At 39.7% G+C, this 17,168-nt stretch carries 12 protein-coding genes and 1 tRNA gene; 11 read left to right on the forward strand and 2 right to left on the reverse strand.

Features of this window, described 5'->3' with window-relative positions; genetic code table 11:
* Window positions 1–18: 18 nt before the first annotated feature.
* The 4 genes from QF042_RS11065 to QF042_RS11080 are packed head-to-tail and all read left to right on the forward strand — an operon-like array spanning window position 19 to window position 6,305.
* Window positions 19–3,162, forward strand: coding sequence for a TonB-dependent receptor (locus QF042_RS11065; protein WP_307528233.1), 3,144 nt, complete (start codon window positions 19–21; stop codon window positions 3,160–3,162).
* A 6-nt stretch (window positions 3,163–3,168) separates the two neighbouring features.
* Window positions 3,169–4,671, forward strand: a complete 1,503-nt coding sequence (locus QF042_RS11070) for a RagB/SusD family nutrient uptake outer membrane protein (RefSeq protein WP_307528235.1) — start codon at window positions 3,169–3,171, stop codon at window positions 4,669–4,671.
* A 2-nt stretch (window positions 4,672–4,673) separates the two neighbouring features.
* The gene (locus QF042_RS11075; RefSeq protein ID WP_307528236.1) at window positions 4,674–6,092 is read left to right on the forward strand and encodes an arylsulfatase; all 1,419 of its coding nucleotides are present in this window, start codon (window positions 4,674–4,676) and stop codon (window positions 6,090–6,092) included.
* Window positions 6,093–6,305 (forward strand): hypothetical protein, encoded by a 213-nt coding sequence (locus QF042_RS11080; RefSeq protein WP_307528238.1) that lies wholly within the window; start codon window positions 6,093–6,095, stop codon window positions 6,303–6,305.
* Between the two features lie 486 nt (window positions 6,306–6,791).
* On the opposite strand, the gene QF042_RS11085 is transcribed toward QF042_RS11080, so the two are convergent.
* Window positions 6,792–8,000 (reverse strand): Hsp70 family protein, encoded by a 1,209-nt coding sequence (locus tag QF042_RS11085; protein ID WP_307528239.1) that lies wholly within the window; start codon window positions 7,998–8,000, stop codon window positions 6,792–6,794.
* 215 nt (window positions 8,001–8,215) lie between these two features.
* Between QF042_RS11085 and QF042_RS11090 the strand changes: the two genes are divergently transcribed.
* A complete protein-coding gene (locus tag QF042_RS11090; RefSeq protein ID WP_307528241.1) occupies window positions 8,216–9,184 on the forward strand; it encodes a hypothetical protein in 969 nt (322 codons plus the stop codon).
* A gap of 7 nt (window positions 9,185–9,191) precedes the next feature.
* Here the strand turns inward: QF042_RS11090 and QF042_RS11095 are convergent, their stop codons facing one another.
* Complete coding sequence (locus QF042_RS11095; protein WP_307528242.1) at window positions 9,192–11,285, reverse strand: HRDC domain-containing protein; 2,094 nt, start codon at window positions 11,283–11,285, stop codon at window positions 9,192–9,194.
* 225 nt (window positions 11,286–11,510) lie between these two features.
* Between QF042_RS11095 and QF042_RS11100 the strand changes: the two genes are divergently transcribed.
* The 6 genes from QF042_RS11100 to QF042_RS11125 all read left to right on the forward strand — a co-directional run bounded on the left by QF042_RS11100 (window position 11,511) and on the right by QF042_RS11125 (window position 17,130).
* Window positions 11,511–11,584 (forward strand) — tRNA-Ile (locus QF042_RS11100).
* A gap of 317 nt (window positions 11,585–11,901) precedes the next feature.
* A complete protein-coding gene (locus QF042_RS11105; protein ID WP_307528245.1) occupies window positions 11,902–12,243 on the forward strand; it encodes a hypothetical protein in 342 nt (113 codons plus the stop codon).
* A gap of 36 nt (window positions 12,244–12,279) precedes the next feature.
* The gene (locus QF042_RS11110; RefSeq protein WP_307528247.1) at window positions 12,280–12,897 is read left to right on the forward strand and encodes a hypothetical protein; all 618 of its coding nucleotides are present in this window, start codon (window positions 12,280–12,282) and stop codon (window positions 12,895–12,897) included.
* 409 nt (window positions 12,898–13,306) lie between these two features.
* Window positions 13,307–14,431 carry an ATP-binding protein gene (locus QF042_RS11115; protein ID WP_307528249.1) on the forward strand — a complete coding sequence of 375 codons (1,125 nt, stop codon included), beginning with the start codon at window positions 13,307–13,309 and terminating at the stop codon, window positions 14,429–14,431.
* Window positions 14,432–14,844: 413 nt separating this feature from the next.
* Window positions 14,845–15,642: an alpha/beta fold hydrolase gene (locus QF042_RS11120; protein ID WP_307528251.1), complete on the forward strand. Its 798-nt coding sequence runs from the start codon at window positions 14,845–14,847 to the stop codon at window positions 15,640–15,642.
* 15 nt (window positions 15,643–15,657) lie between these two features.
* The gene (locus tag QF042_RS11125; RefSeq protein ID WP_307528253.1) at window positions 15,658–17,130 is read left to right on the forward strand and encodes a PAS domain-containing sensor histidine kinase; all 1,473 of its coding nucleotides are present in this window, start codon (window positions 15,658–15,660) and stop codon (window positions 17,128–17,130) included.
* The last annotated feature ends 38 nt before the right edge of the window (window positions 17,131–17,168 follow it).

The raw sequence follows: 17,168 nt of genomic DNA on the forward strand, positions 1-17,168 counted from the left end.
ATCACCTATTTCAAAGTTATGCAAAATTTTGAGAAAGTCAATCCCGTACAAGGGGCTTTGGCTTTACAAAGTATTACGTCCAATTTTCGGTTGGGCCTCAGGCAAACATGCCGCATTTTATTACCTGTATTATTTTCATGCATCCCGCTACTATCACAAGCACAAAACCCGACAGAACCTACTATTAATGCCACTTTATCTGGAACTGTAATTGATGCAAAAACCAAAGAAACCTTAATTGGCGCATCAGTTAAAATTCAAGGTACAACCAATGGCTCATCAACCGATAGGGAAGGAAAGTTCCGTTTAATTACCGGGCAAAAGTTCCCTTTTACTTTATTGGTTAATTTCGTTGGGTATAAACAAAGCGAAGTGGTGGTTACCCAAAGTCAGATTACAGTTGAGCTTGTAGAAGACTACAATCCACTAAATGATGTGGTGGTGGTAGGTTATGGCACACAAAAAAAGGTTAACCTCACCGGATCATTGGCCACTGTAGATGCGAAAACATTGGCCAACAGGCCGATTACCAATGCTACTCAGGCACTTCAAAATGTGCCGGGCGTTTTTACTAACCAAACCAAAGGCAGGCCTGGGGCCGATGCGGCAACCATTCGCATCCGCGGGGCAGGTACATTAAATAATAACAACCCCCTGGTGCTGGTTGATGGCATTGAATTCCCCTTGGGCGATGTTAATCCAAACGATATTGAAAGTGTAACCGTTTTAAAAGATGCAGCTTCTGCGGCCATTTACGGTAACCGTGCAGCAAATGGCGTAATCTTAGTGAAAACGAAAACGGGTAAAAAAGGAACATTTTCTATCGATTATAACTTTTATGCAGGTTCGCAAAAAGCCACGCAGTTTCCTGATGTGGTAACCAATACAGTCGATTACATGATCGGTAAAAACCGTGCCCTGGCTAATGAGGGCAAGCCTGCCGAAAGCAGTGAAGCCTTGATTAACGAATATAGAAACGGTACTGACCCAATTATTTATCCAAATACCAATTGGTTCGATATCATGTTTCGCAATGCAGCCATCCAGGAGCATAACCTCCGTATATCCGGTGGCTCAGAAAAAACAGCTTTTTCTATCTCGCTGGGTTATTTAGATCAGGATGGTATTTTAATTGCCTCATCGGGTAAACGTTATTCCTTAAATTCGAATATCAGTTCTGATATTACCAAAAACCTAAAGGTGGGTGCAAGTTTAACCGCTAACTTTTGGAACAGTAAAGAAAGTGCCTATAGTGCCGATGATGGCAATGGTGAAGGTGGTTTAATGGGTTTAACTTACCGGGGTTTGCCTTTCCAAACGGCTTATGCACAAGATGGTACTTATGCCGATCAATGGATTCGTGTTCCCGGACATAATTTCTTTAGAAATACCGTAGCATTGGCAAACGAAGGTTTTAATAAAAACAACCAGTACCGCACTATGGCCAATGTATTTTTAGAATATCAGTTGCCATTTAACATCAGGTATAAAACCACATTGGGAGCCAACCTGCTTTATGGTATTAACAAATATTCTTATCCGGCTATTAACCTAACCAATCCGAAAACAGGAGTGGTAACACCTATTGGCAATACACCTGCACGAGGAGTTAGACAAATCAGTCAGAACAATATTAATATTACCAATTTTCATACTTTAAACTGGGAAGGTTCGCTTGATAAACACCATTTTGGTGCATTGGCTGGATTTAGTTTAGAGCGTTTTGATGACAGTAATTTTTCTGCCTATAACGAGGGTTATCTGGGCAATGACTTAACCGAACTGAATGCCGGGAGTACATCACCTCAGGTTACAGGTACCTCTGGCGCTTCGAGGTTACAATCGTATTTTGGTCGTTTCAACTATAATTACAACGAAAAATACCTGTTCGAGGCGAATTTTAGGTATGATGGTTCATCACGATTTGCCAAAGACAATAGGTGGGGATTTTTTCCTTCATTTTCAGCAGGATGGAGAGCCAGTGAAGAAGATTTTATTAAAGATTTAAATATTTTTAGCAATTTAAAACTTAGAGCATCATATGGCAAGTTGGGCAATCAAAATGTGCCTTTATTCAGTTATGTAGATGCCATCGCCCTGGGGCAGAACTACAATTTTAACGGAACAATTGTAAGCGGGGCAGCCATTACGCAGCTAAGCGACCCCAACATTACCTGGGAAACCACCACCATGAGCGATATCGGTTTAGAGGGCAGCTTTTTTAAAAGCAAGCTGACTTTTGAAGTTGATTTGTTCGATAAACAGACTTCGAAAATTCTAAGGCAGATCAGCGTTCCCGGGCAGGTAGGTAATTTAGCCGGACCTGTAAAAAACATCGGTGCTGTAAACAACCGTGGTTTTGAAATCACACTTGGTTTTAAAGATTCGGTAAAAGATCTTCGATATAATCTAGACGCTAATCTAACCTATGTGAAAAACAAAGTCACCAATGTAAATGGACAGAAATATTATAGCGGCAATACCATTATTCAGGAAGGATCGCCAATTGATAGCTTTTTTGGACTACAGGCGGATGGGATTTTTCAAAGTGCTGACGAAGTGAAAGCACATGCTTTTCAAAATGCAGGTACGGTTCCGGGCGATTTGAAATATAAAGATGTAGATGGAAATGGTGTGATTGATAATAACGACCGTGTGGTAATCGGTAATAGTATTCCAAAATTTGTTTATGGCTTTTCTGGTGGTTTTGGTTATAAAAGGTGGGATTTCAGTTTCATCTTTCAGGGCTTGCAGGATGTGGATACTTACCTGACCGGAAATTTGGCGCAACCGTTTAAAAATGGTGCAGGTGTAACGAAAGATTGGCTTACCGATTCGTGGACGCCAACCAATACAGGAGCTTCTTTACCACGTTTAACTACATCGAATGGCTATCCTCAAAACTTTCAGACTTCGAGCTTTTGGGTAAGGGATGCCTCTTATCTCAGGTTGAAAAATGTGCAGATCAGTTATTCCTTTCCCAATAAATGGCTCAATAAAGCAGGTATTGATGTGTTAAAGGTATTTGTGAATGCACAAAATTATTTAACCTTTTCAAACTTCAAGTTCAGCGATCCGGAAAGGAATTTAACCAGAGCCGATCTGATCGAATATCCTAATGCGAAAACAATTACTGCAGGAATTAATGTATCATTTAAATAACAGGTCATGAGAAAATATATTCTATTTATATTCATTTCGGTGTTCTTGTTTGGCTGTAAAGATTATCTGGATGTAACGCCAACTGATCGTTTTACGCAAGACACCTATTGGAATACGAAAGTGCAGGCAGAAGCTGCCCTGAACGGAACCTATGCTGCAATTTACTACAATGTTTATGCTGCCAATTCCATCTATCTGGATGCCTTAAGTCCGAATACTTACCAGTACAATAACGATTATAACATCATTTCGAGGGGTTTGCACAATGCGGCAACAGCTTATTTTAACGAAACCTGGAATGGCAGTTACAAAGGTATAGGCAGAGCCAATAATGTATTGGCCAATATCGATAAAGTAAGTATGGATGGCGCCTTAAAAGAAAGGTATAAAGCCGAAGCCAAATATCTTCGTGCCTTATATTATATTCCCCTTTGGAATCTGTTTGGTGGAGCGCCATTAATTACCGATGCCACTAATTACGAAACACAGGCCAATTTGCCAAGAAACACGGCCGATGAATTGCTCACGCAGATTTTAAAAGATTTAACCGAAGCCTCATCAGGAACCGCATTACCTTTAACCTACTCTGGTGTAGATAAAGGAAGAGCAACGCGTGGTGCAGCCTTAGCTTTAAAAGCAAGGGTTTTATTGTATGCCAAACGCTGGAAAGAAGCTGCCGAAGCTGCAAAAGCAGTTATTGATTTAAAAACTTACAGTTTGTTTCCCGATTACCGTGGCTTATTCTATCTGGAAAACGAAGGCAATAGCGAAGTAATTTTTGATGTGCAATACAAATATCCTGAATTTACCCATTCGCTCGATATCAGTTTAGATCAACAACTGGGCTCAGCACCTTTGCCCGATCTGGTAAATACCTATTACGCAACCGATGGAAAGCCAATAAACAGTTCAGCGGTTTATAATGCTGCAAAACCATTTGAAAACCGCGATAGCAGATTACAGGCCACCGTAATTTTACCAGGTACACAGTTTAAAGGTGCTACCGTAACCGCAATTCAATACCCCAGTACAGGTTATGGATTAAAAAAATATACTATTTTTAAAGACAATGAAAAACCTGTTGCAGCACCAACAAGCGGAACATCAGAGTTAAATTTAATTTTACTTCGGTATGCTGATGTACTCTTGATGTACGCCGAAGCAAAAAATGAAGATTCTGGTCCCGATCAATCGGTTTTTGATGCTTTGAATTTAGTAAGAGCAAGGGCTAAAATGCCAAATATTCCATCTACTTTAGGTCAGCAAGAATTGAGGGCAGAGATTAGGCATGAACGGAGAGTAGAACTGGCAGGAGAAGGTTTATATTATTATGATGTACGCAGGTGGAGAATAGCTGAGCAGGTATTAAATGGAAATATTACCAATAGCGCAGGGGCAAGGATTGATAGCCGCCTTTTCGATGCCAATAAAGATTATTTATGGCCAGTGCCGTCAATTGCAATCCAGAATAATCCGATATTAAAACAGAATCCAAACTATAACAAATAGAGATGAAAAATATATTAAAATTTATAGCTTTTGCTACGCTAACGGCCAATTTTGCTTCTGTACAGGCACAAAGTAAAAAGAAACCCAACATTATTTTTATCCTGGCCGATGATTTAGGTTATGGTAACGTACACAGCTTTAACCCGAATTCTAAAATTCCAACGCCGAATCTGGATAAGCTCACAGAGGAAGGAATTAAGTTCACCCGTTTCTATTCCGGAAATACCGTTTGTGCTCCTTCGAGATGTGCCTTAATGACGGGTTATACCATGGGGCATGCCTGGGTAAGGGGTAATGCAAAAGCCAAAGATGGTCTTGCCGCTCTACGCGCTCAGGATACGACCCTTGCCGAGCGCTTAAAAGGAAATGGGTATAAAACAGGCATGTTTGGTAAGTGGGGGCTTGGTGATGAAGACAGCAAAGGTGCGCCGCATTTAAAAGGTTTCGATAGTTTTTATGGCTACCTGGATCAATCGCATGCGCACGATTATTACACCAATCGTTTGTACGAAATTGTTGGCGGTAAAACAGTAGAAGTGCCTGTTGACACCACAAAATATACCGAAGACCTGATTGTAAATAAAGCTGTTGATTTTATTAATGCCAATAAAGATCAGCCTTTCTTTTTGTATTTGCCTTTAACGGTTCCACATGCGGAGTTAAAAGTGCCTGCAGAACTATTGAGGAAATTTCAGAATGCAGATGGTTCGAGTAAATTTCCACCAGAAACCCCTTTCGAGAAAAAAGGAAACTATGATAGTCAGGCGCAGCCACATGCTACTTTTGCAGCAATGGTAAATAAACTTGATACCGATGTAGGTACTATTGTAGCGTTGATTAAGAAATTAGGTTTGGATAACGATACCTATATTTTCTTTACCAGTGATAACGGGCCACATAAAGAAGGTGGTGCCGATCCAGTGTTTTTTAACAGCAGTGGCGAGTTCAGGGGCGTAAAAAGAGATCTGTACGAAGGTGGAATCCGCGTACCATTGATTGTAAGAGCGCCTGGCAAAATTGCTGCAGGGCAGGTTAATCCTACGCCATGGGCCTTTTGGGATGTATTGCCGACATTAGGAGAGTTAACAGGTACAGCATCACCCAGAAATATAGATGGATTATCTTTTTCGCCATTATTAAGTGGTAAAAAAGCAGTTAAAGAACATGATTATTTCTACTGGCAGTTTAATGAAAGCGGTTTGAAAGAAGCTTTAACCAAAGGCGACTGGAAATTGATCCGTTTTAAAGATAAAGGCACTGCCGAAAAGTTAGAGTTGTATAACTTAAAAGCTGATATTGGTGAAAAGAATGATGTTGCTTCTAAAAACCCTGAAACTGTTAAAACACTTTATGCTTTAATGAAACAGGCTAAAACACCATCAGAAAACCCTCGTTTTGATTGGTCAGAAATTGAAAAATAGATGAAGAATAAATTAATTAAGCCTGCTTTAATTTTATGTTGTGGATTGCTCTTTGCCTGTAAAAACGGTAAGGTTAAAGAAATTGTTCGGGTAAAAGAGAAAAAGAAACCAGCAATTTGCTGCTCGTCCAATCTGCCATCACGCTTTGGCTTTAAAAAACTGACGAGTAATGTTAGACCATTTGGCGAAAAACAGGCTAAAAAGTCATTATAAAATTAATTCAAGGATATATCAGAAAGAAAATTTCTCGGCAAATTTGTCATGTTGAGCCTGTCGAAACACATACAAGTGTATTTAACTAAGTCCTTCGACAGGCTCAGGATGACAATTTGTTTTTGTGATACAGTCTCTTTTTTTTGAATCTGATATTGGGAGCATAGTAGAAGGATAATTTTTATGCCCCCCTGCAACCCTAAAAATGAAAAACTGTTTTTGCCCATTAGCCGCGGTTGAAGCGTTACCCTGCAGCAACGAGGTACGAGGCAGCGAAGCGTAAAAGCGTAAAACGGGAAGAAACTGAATGTTTTGTACAGGCATTGCGCTCCGGATCCAAACCAGTAATTTCTTCTCCTCGGTTTGAATGTTCACATGTTGAGAACTTAAATTAAATGGCCTGTGAGGACACAGACCATGGTGTAAGAGACAATGTTGCTATGTTGCAGAGATTCTTCGCTGCGCTCAGAATGACAGTCTGTGTAATTAATTTTCAAATAGATAACCACTGTAAGCCAGTCCTTTGGCTACGCTTTTAAAATTATCGCCAGAGTTTAATGGGATGTGAGGGAACTTGCGTTTAAACAAGTTTTGCACGGCCGAAACCATCGATGTTCCTCCAGTTAAAAACAAACAGTCAATATCTGCCGGGTTAATTTTGTATGTTTCCATAAACTGATCCAGGTAAGCATCGATTTTATTGATGTCTTTTTCGATAATCGAATTATACTGTTCCAGCGAAATATTTTCATCAATCTCGATTTCCATGTTACTATAGGCGAAGGTAGAAACAGGCTGATCTGAAAGTTCAATCTTTGTTTTCTCGATCGATCTGAACAAAGAATAACCCAGGTTATTTTCGATCAGGGTGATCAGGTTTTTAAACTTCGGATCGTTGCCAGAGTAATAGTAATATTCCTCAATCTCTTTCTGGATTTTTAAACCGTTAAAAAAGTTCATTTTATCCCAGGTACAAATATTGGCAAAAAGCGATTTCGGCACATTTAAAACTTTGCCAGGAGTAGCCTCATACATGGTGTTTTTCCCGAAATAGGGTGTGCCTTTATCCCACATAAAAGCAGAATCAAGACTATCGCCACCAATGTAGATACCACCAGACGCAATCATATCGTTTTTACGGTTTTTACTGCCTACCTTATCCGGATCGAGGATCAGGTAGGTGAAATCTGTTGTACCACCACCTAAATCGGCTACTAAAACGCGTTCCTTCTTTTTGATTGTTTTTTCGTAGGCAAAAGCTGCCCCAATAGGTTCGAATTGAAAACGCACATCGGTAAAACCCGCACTTTCAGCAGCTTTTTTTAACCTGGTTTGCGCCAGGGTATCTTTCATGGTATTGTCGTCATCAAAGAAAACCGGGCGGCCGATAATGGCTTTGTGGCAATCGTAGCCCGTAATCAGGTCAGCTTTTTCTTTCAGGTCTTTAAGAATCAGGGTAACCAGATCAGAAGCTGTATATCTTTTATTATGGATACGGGTTTCGGTAAAAGTAGTTCTCGAAAGGATCTGTTTGATGGATTTGATGAAGCGACCTTTCATGCCATCGTTCAGGTAAGCATCTATTGCTTTTTCGCCAACAATATGACTTTCACCATCAATCATGCTTTTTACTTCTGTAAAATAGATTAACGAGGGAATAGAAATCGTATCTACAATTTCTTTCTTTCTCTTCATCAAAAATAGAAAGTGCCGAATTGGTTGTTCCAAAATCGATTCCGTATAAAAACTTGCTCATGGTTTGGTATGCTGTGGTTGGCGACTAAAATGGGGTTGCGAAAGTATTAAAAAAAAGCGAGGCCTGAAAGCTTTATAAGCTAAAAATATCACTTATAAATAAAGTCTTATTCTGTATATTTAAGAAATTGTTTACACCCTAAATTAAAACACAGTTGAAAACCGCCAAACTCTTTTTACTGGGTTTAATGCTCCAGCTTTTCTGCATCATTACAGTTTCTTTAGCACAGAAAAATACACCAGATACCGTAAAAACCGGAATTTACGTTACCAGTATACACGATATAGATTTTAAAGACAAAGAATATACCATTAACTTCTGGCTGTGGCTAAAATATAAAAACAAAGAATTTAATTTTGTTGATAACCTTGAAGTGCCTCAAGCTAAAACGGTTAGTAAGTCGTTTTCTACCATCGATACCACAGGGAATGAAGTATACATGCTGATGAAGCTGCAATGCGTAATGAAAGATTCGTGGTCGATTAACAATTTTCCATTCGACCATCAACTGCTGAGGCTTTCTGTAGAAAATTCACAATTCGATTCCTCATCATTGATATTTGTGCCTGATACGCTGGGCAAACAATTTGATCCGCGATTTACATTACGCGGGTGGAATATCGACAGTTTAAAAACTTCTGCAGCTAATAAAATTTATGAAACGGCTTTTGGCGATCCAGGTATAAAAGTGCCAAGAACCGAATATAGTAGTTATAAGGTGAGGATTGGAATTAGCAGAGATGCTTTTGGCCTGTTCTGGAAAATGTTTTTGGGTATGTATGTGGCATTCTTAATTGCCTATATGTGTTTTTATATCCATGCAGATAGTATCGATTCGCGTTTTGGGTTAAGCGTAGGTTCTCTTTTTGCCGTAATTGGTAATAAATACATTATTGATGGTTCACTTCCCGAATCCACAACTTTTACACTGGTAGATACCCTGCACGGCATCACCCTTATATTTATTCTGATTGTTATTATATCCACAGCCTTTTCACTTAAGATGATTAAAAGAGGGAAGGAAGAAAAAGCTCAAAAATTTGACCGGATTTTTTCTCTTACACTTTTGGTAATTTATATCGTTTTAAATGTTTTTTTTATCGTAAAAGCTATAAATGCTTAGCCGAAGATTAAAATAACTCACTTGTACCCAAATGGGCGTTTACAATGCGGGTAATCTGCTGGCCAAGTTCTTTTGCATTGCCAATCCCTACGCTTTTAAGTGCTGCCAGTTGGTCGGTAGTTCTGGGCATTTTTTCGGCAATAGAAAGTAGTGCTAAGTCAGAAAGTACAGCATAATCCTGGGTGCCCCGTTGCTGTGCGATTGTTTTCCGCCATTCGACCAGGTTTTTATAAACCTGTGGATTGGAAATCTCTTTTGGTTTGATGCTCGATTTAACCGGTTTTTTCTCCGGTTGTTTATTGCCTGCTGCGTGCAAAGTATTGATATAATCTTTGATCGAAAAGGGGTTCCACGAAATTTTAAATAAAGCCAGCTTGATCTGGAGTGCATCTTTACAATCATTTAATGCCGTAAGCAGTTTATCAGAGTGTGTATCATTATAAAAGTTGATGGCCACAATTCTAGCCGTTAAGGTAATAAGCTGTTCCAGTTTTGGAACGAAATAATCAGATGCTTTTTGCAAACGTTCCATAAAAGCACTTTCATTTGCCGGATTTTCATCGGTACTTATTTTAGAAAATTCCTTTGCAATAAAATTCCTGGCTACTTTAAAAATCTCGTGCTGAAGAATCTGGGTTCCCTGTTCGTAAATAGATAAAAAGGCATTTTTCTCGTCTTTGTCGATCAGTTTGGAACGCCCGAGTTTTTCCCAATCTTTGGCGATCAGCGAGAAATCCAGCAATTCATGGATCAATCCCCAGGCATATTGCTGACTATAACGTGCAAGCAGATCAGCTGTAGGTTTATCCTGGTGAGTGGTTTTTGTGAAACTGATGACCTTTGCATCGGTAATGATGTTTTCGGCAACCACAGGTGATTTTAAGATAAGTCCTTCTAAACTTCTGCAACGGCTGAGTGCTACGTAAGCCTGTCCGTGGGTAAATGCGGTGCTTACATCAACTATGGCCTGATCAAAGGTTAATCCCTGGCTTTTATGTACAGTAATGGCCCAGGCCAGTTTAAAAGGATACTGAGAGAATGATCCGGTGCTGGTTTCGTCGATTTTATTTTCTTCGGCACTCAGGCTATATTTAACATTTTGCCAGATTTCTTTTTCTACTTCGATTTCCCTGCCGCCATTAGTGAAAGTTACTTTTATCGAATCTTGATTAATTGCAGTTATTTTTGCCGCTTTGCCATTATAAAATTGCTTTTTGCCCGAGGAATCATTTTTGATAAAGATGACTTGCGCACCCAGTTTTAACTGAAGTTTTTCATCGGTAGGATAGGCATCCTTAGGGAAATCGCCACTTACTTCTGCATTGAATTCGAAAATTTCTCCTTGTAACTTTTCTAAACAGCCCTGGTTAATTTCGTTAACCAGCTGGTTATGGGTCGTTAAAGTAATGTAGTCATCTTTCCATTCCTGATCTAAAGATGGATCGTAACGTTCGTTCAGTTTTGCAAGAAGGTCAGCGTCGAGACTGTTTTCTCGCATGCCGTTCAAAATATCCAGAAATATGGGGTCTGATTGGCGGTAAACTTTATCTAAAGTAAAGGTAAGCATTGGCGTAGACCTGAAAACCAGGCTATCGAAAAAGTAGGGACTGGAATAGTAACTCCCCAGGATGTGCCAGGCATCATGAAAAATAGGAGAGAGCTGGTAAAGATCACCAATCATTAATACCTGAACGCCACCAAAGGGGCGGTTAGAGCCTTTAACGCGCTTTAAAGTGCGGTCGATAAAATCAATTAGATCAACTCTAACCATACTAATCTCATCAATGATTAATAAATCAAGGCAGCGTAATAACCTTGTTTTTTCATCCGAGTATTTAAAATTCGTTTCCGCATTTTCATCAACAACCGGAACCAAAGGGCCGAAAGGAATCTGAAAAAAGGAGTGAAGCGTTACGCCACCAGCATTTATTGCCGCCACAGCAGTAGGTGCAACAATGGCAAAATTCTTTTTTGTGGTATCCCTAATCTTGCGTAGGAGGGTAGTTTTACCTGTTCCAGCTTTACCAGTTAGAAAAACAGGCTGGTTGGTGGTGGTTAAAAAATCTAAAAGAAGTTGGTTGTCCGGATCGGGCGTATTCATATCAATTACAAAATTAACCTATTCGAAATTGATTTAAGGACAGATTAATTGGTGTTTTATCCACAATTTTATTCAGAAAAGAGGATCAATAAAATGAAAAATAAAATTAAGCACTTGAAAATGAGTTTATATTCTTTCTTTTTATGAAAAAATGCGGAAAACATTTTCGAAAATTCAATTCAAATTTGTAACATTGCACTCGCAAAAAAGGATAACCTTTTTTCCGGGCCTATAGCTCAGCTGGTTAGAGTAGAAGACTCATAATCTTTTGGTCCCTGGTTCGAGCCCAGGTGGGCCCACTTACAAAAAGTCGCCCTTCAGGATAGCCTGAGGGGCTTTTTTGTGTCTTTTAAAGCCGTTTCTGACAATTTTTGATTGTTTCTTCCGATTTTGCGCTTAAGATTCAACAGCATTTTTTGATTAATTTAGTAGAGGAAACTTAGGAGCTTTGCTCGGTTTCATCTAAAACTTAGGGGGTAATAAATCTAATATTTGAATCTATGGCAACTGTTTCAGCAATCGTAATTAAAAAAGATCAAAAAGCTGATCAAACATGGAATGTGAAGATCAGAATTTGGCACGATAAAAACCGGCTTACATTGATACTGAACATTTCGTGTCAATAAAACAACTTGGTAAAAAGGATACACTTATCATCAAGGATAACTTTATCTTGATAGGGTTGCCTTCATTACTGAAAGTGTATCGAGATTGGATCAGCGATAATGATACATTTGTTAGAAGAGCTTCTGCATTTGAAATCCGAGATAAATTGGTTGCTGTTAAAGAAGGTCAGGTGTCCGAAGTAATCGACTTCTTAGCCTTCTGTAAGGGCTTCATTGATACTAAAAAGAAAACTCCCGAAGCGAGCAGTGCTAAGCCGCTTGTAACCGTCTATAACAGTTTAGTTGATTATTTCAGATCGGATTACCTGCCTATTACGGAGATCAATTATTAATCAAAACTAATCTATACAAGCCCGTGTTCTTATAGTATGCGTACCAAGGACAGAAGGGCCTGTATTTCAGTCATACAAGAATGGACATATAAGCACCATAAGGGGATATTAATCGGTGGAATCTTAGGATTCTCATTGACTGCGGCATACCTGCTTTCCCGTAAAAAAAAGAATGCAGGTGTACCTGACGGAACTAAAGAACCCAATTTAAATATGGAAAGGTATATTTTCGAGATTCACACTGATGATGGTGATAAACAGGCAATAGTTGAAAGTAGCGGTGAATGTTATAGTGTAAGCCTTGACGGACGTTATACCGGCAGTATGTGGCGTGATGAAGGTCGGGGCATGCAGTGGAATACTTTAGATGAAGAATTGACTCCTCATCTGTGGGAAATTGCGGGCCAGCTTTCTGAAGCCTTTTCCCGCAAAGGCTTTCCTTCGCTATTGAAGGGTGCATATCCTGAAATTATTTCCACAGAATGGAAGAGCAGCGAGACTTTGGAGGTATTGATATCCAATGAGGCTGATCTTGACGTTTTTGGTGTTTTTTTACAAGATGAAGTGTCTAATCTTGTTGAGTTTGAAGAACATATGGACTTGATCGTAAAAAAACCTGATAACGCGTACTTCATCATTGTTGGCATCAATTAGCATGCCTGTCAATAAAAAGATTTTATACTTACTTACAAATTCAGAATCCTTTTAGCCATTGATTGTCCTTCTGTGTCATATAATTTCTATAGGCGAAAGTGATTTCAAATTTCCTTTCAACCTGTTAAAATTCTTCGGAGGGATTTAAAATATTCTGAGTATTCATGTTTGTAAAATTTATTTACACCTTAATATTAGCTCCTATTCGCTGTTGTAAAATAATAGTTTCCGTTTTGATCCTAATAATTTGGTTGCTCTGAGATACCCTCCATTAATTGCTTGATGGTAAACCCAAATTGTACTCTCCTTAAAGTTTTACTGAAATACCAGTAGACAAAGAAAAATAAATTTTAATCGCTATCTTTCGCATAGAATTTTGCAATACAGAAATGTTTGTTCGACTATACCTATGGAAGACACAAAAAAACTGAAAGAAAAGCTTGCCCATTACGAAAAAGAAAATGAAGATCTGAAACTTAAGGTTGAAGAACTGACTGATTTCTTTGAAAACGCTTCGATGCCACTTCACTGGGTGGATGGAGAAGGAATAATTATATGGGCTAATCAAGCTGAACTTGATGCTTTGGGGTATGCAAAGGAAGAGTATATCGGATTCCCGATCAGTAACTTTCATGCAGACCAGGAAGTTATACAGGACATACTGACGCGTCTTACCAATAATGAAACACTGCTGGATTATTCCGCCAAACTTCAATGCAAGGACGGATCAATCAAGCATGTACTGATCAATTCCAATGTTCTTCGAAAAAACGGAAAATTTGTTCATACCCGCTGTTTTACTAGAGATATTACCGAAAAAATACGAGAGGATCAGCGCAAAAGTGACTTCGTTTCTTTGGTAAGTCACGAATTAAAAACTCCATTGACTACTATCAGTTCTTATAGTCAGCTACTGATGAAAAACACCAAAAAGGACGAAGGGATAAATTTTCAGGCAGCTACAAAGATTCAGGCTCAAGCTAAAAAAATGACCGCTATGATTCATGACTTTCTGAATCTGGCAAGGGTGGAGGAAGGCCAAATACGCCTTAATGAAGAAACTTTTGAATTATATCCATTGGTTGAGGAAATTACCGGAGATGCCCGCATATTAGACACCAAGCATAAAGTTAGACTAATTGATTGCGAAGCGGTTACACTTTTTGCTGATCGTGAGAAAATAGGACAAGTCCTAATGAACCTGTTAAGCAACGCCATCAAATATTCGCCTATGGGTGGTACGATCACTATTGGCTGTAGAAAGCAGCCGGGAAAAGTAAATATCTACGTAAGTGACGAAGGCCTGGGTATCAGTAAAACAGATCAAAAAAGACTGTTTGAACGTTTCTACAGGGTAACTAATGATAAAGTGAAAACCATAGGGGGGTTCGGTATTGGACTTTACCTGGTAGCTGAAATCCTGCGTCAGCACAACAGCCAAATTCAGGTTTACAGTCAGGAAGACGAAGGATCAACTTTTCATTTTGATTTAGAAATGGTAATTTCAAACAAAACGACTACTTTCAGGTTCTGATAGTACAAAAACCGACTTATGGGTAAACGTGCATTCACGGGTGTAGTTATGGAGAATATGGACAAAAGATGGAGAATACCTAAGAACGATTTATGGGCATGTTAAGCCACGAAATCAAGACACCATTGACCCTGCTTAGCATACTTCCGGTTATTTGAATCGCGGTCAAAGCAAAGCGCTGACGGGATCATCCATTGCACATGATCACATTCCGCTCCTATAAGAGTTACTACCTTCGCAACCTGGCTATAGTGGTGAAAATATCCTTTACAGTCTGGTTTAAAATAATTTATCATTAACAAAATGAATGTTGAAAGATCGCAAAATTTGCACAAAAGTGCAGAAATACCCAAAGCCCGGCCGGGCAAGTGGTTTAATTTGATACCTTTAACAGCTTAATCATATCTACCATTATGAAGTCCCCAATAAAAAGAAATAACGTAAATATCATCGGGAACGGCCAAAAGGTAATTGTGTTTGCCCACGGTTTCGGCTGTGATCAAAACTCCTGGAAGTTCATTATTGATGCCTTTACTGATGAGTATAAACTTGTCCTGTTTGATTATGTCGGCTCCGGTAAATCCGATCTGAGCCAATATGACCCGGTGAGATATGGTACGCTTAATGGATATGCACAAGATATTTTGGAAGTCTGCACTGAGCTCGACATTCAGGACGCCATTTTTATCGGCCATTCCGTAAGTGCTATGATCGGTCTTCTGGCGGCAAAGATTAATCCTGCACTTTTTAAAAAACTTATTTTTATAGGCCCTTCACCCCGTTATCTAAACGATGAGGGTTATAAAGGCGGATTTGAAAGGCCGGACCTGGAAGCACTCTTCGAGTTTATGGACAACAATTATCTGGGCTGGTCCAGCGCACTGGCCCCTGCGATTATGGGGAATGCTGACAGACCGGAACTCGGTGAATTTCTGACCAGCAGTTTCTGTTCTACCGATCCCGACATAGCCCGGGAATTTGCAAAGGTTACTTTCTTTTCCGATAACCGACATGATCTGAAAGACGTAAATATTGAAAGCCTGACCTTACAATGCTCAGATGATATCATTGCACCGCTGGAGGTTGGCGATTACATTCACGCAAACCTTAAGGGCAATCAGCTTGTTATAATGAAGGCTACCGGGCATTGCCCCCATATCAGCGAACCAGAGGAAACCATTACAGCTATTAAAGCTTATCTGAACAATTAATTAACCAATCGAACATTGCCGACAGTATATAACAGGGAAAATATTGGGTCGCTGATCGACATAGAGGCACTTTATCAGTATGCCCCCTGTGGTTATGTATCGTTTATCCCGGATGGGACGATCATTAAGGTCAACCATACGCTACTGGAATGGCTGGGAGAACAGGAGGACGATCTTCTTTTCAAAAAAAAGTTTTCCGATCTTATTTCAAAAGGAGGCAATATGCATTTTGAAATGTTTTTCCGGCCTATGATCAATGTTCACGGAAAGGTGAAGGAGCTTAGTTATGAGCTGATGGGAAAAGAAGGTGAAATCCTTCCTGTTCTGTTGAGCGCCACTACGATCAGGGATGGTAATAATAAGATCGCTGCGATAAACGCGGCACTGTATGAAATCACCGACCGTAAAAAATTTGAAAAGGAACTTGTTATTGCCAAGAAACAGGCAGACCTGGAAAGAAAAAGGTTTGCTTTCCTGGCCGATCTCATTCCCGAAATCATCTGGACGGCCGATACCTATGGGCATATCGACTATGTCAATGAGCGGTTTTTTCAGTATTTTAATATTGATCACCGGATTGTCCATTCCCGCCGTCTTTTGCTCAGAATTCATCCTGAAGAACGGAAATTGTTTATGACTGAATGGCGCGCGTGCTTTGGTACTGGCAGGGAATTGAATATCACATTGAGGCTGGAAGGTGAACAAGGTATACATAAATGGCATTTGATCAAAGGCGCACCACATCAAGATGAATATGGTAAACTTACCAAATGGTTCGGTTCATGCTTCAATATAGACGACCATGTTAAGGCCCTGCAGAAAAAAGATGATTTCATCAGCATAGCCAGCCATGAGCTGAAAACCCCGGTTACGAGTTTAAAGGCATCACTTCAGTTACTGGACCGGCTGAAGTCTGAAATCCAGTCGAAGAAGATAATCAGCCTCATTGATCAGGCTATCAGAAATGCAGGAAAAGTGAACACACTTATTTCTGATCTGCTAAATGCAAGCCAGATGTCGCAGGGACAGCTGCATTTGAACAAGAAGAGTTTTTATATATCTGAAATCCTAAAAGACTGCTGTAACCACCTCAATGAAGATTTGCATCGAGTAACATTTGAAGGTGACGTGTCACTCACATTGTTTGGCGACCAAGACAGGATATCGCAGGTTATTACAAATTTTATCAATAATGCGGTAAAATATGCTCCCCAGTCAAAAATCATCAAAATCAGTGTCCGGCAGCTAAGCAAATCTATCAAAGTTGCGGTGATTGACGATGGACCAGGTATCTCAAAAGATAAGCAGGAACATTTATTTGACAGGTACTACCGTGTAGACAGTAATGGTGCACAGGTATCAGGTTTGGGCCTCGGCCTCTACATCTCGGCAGAAATAATCAGAAAGCACGATGGAACAATCGGTGTAGACAGTTCGCCTGGAAAGGGTGCCAGTTTCTGGTTTACGATTCCCTTGTCAGAAGAATAGCCGGTGAACATTTTGTTCAGCCACACCCAATTACCTTC

The organism is Pedobacter sp. W3I1 (assembly GCF_030816015.1).
Classification (GTDB): domain Bacteria; phylum Bacteroidota; class Bacteroidia; order Sphingobacteriales; family Sphingobacteriaceae; genus Pedobacter.

What these genes read in the sequence shown, in the direction of transcription:
- QF042_RS11065 (WP_307528233.1), top strand. Translation starts at nt 19, where the DNA reads ATGCAAAATTTTGAGAAAGTCAATCCCGTACAAGGGGCTTTGGCTTTA.
- QF042_RS11070 (WP_307528235.1), top strand. Translation starts at nt 3,169, where the DNA reads ATGAGAAAATATATTCTATTTATATTCATTTCGGTGTTCTTGTTTGGC.
- QF042_RS11075 (WP_307528236.1), top strand. Translation starts at nt 4,674, where the DNA reads ATGAAAAATATATTAAAATTTATAGCTTTTGCTACGCTAACGGCCAAT.
- QF042_RS11080 (WP_307528238.1), top strand. Translation starts at nt 6,093, where the DNA reads ATGAAGAATAAATTAATTAAGCCTGCTTTAATTTTATGTTGTGGATTG.
- QF042_RS11085 (WP_307528239.1), bottom strand. Translation starts at nt 8,000, where the DNA reads ATGAAGAGAAAGAAAGAAATTGTAGATACGATTTCTATTCCCTCGTTA.
- QF042_RS11095 (WP_307528242.1), bottom strand. Translation starts at nt 11,285, where the DNA reads ATGAATACGCCCGATCCGGACAACCAACTTCTTTTAGATTTTTTAACC.
- QF042_RS11110 (WP_307528247.1), top strand. Translation starts at nt 12,280, where the DNA reads ATGCGTACCAAGGACAGAAGGGCCTGTATTTCAGTCATACAAGAATGG.
- QF042_RS11115 (WP_307528249.1), top strand. Translation starts at nt 13,307, where the DNA reads ATGGAAGACACAAAAAAACTGAAAGAAAAGCTTGCCCATTACGAAAAA.
- QF042_RS11120 (WP_307528251.1), top strand. Translation starts at nt 14,845, where the DNA reads ATGAAGTCCCCAATAAAAAGAAATAACGTAAATATCATCGGGAACGGC.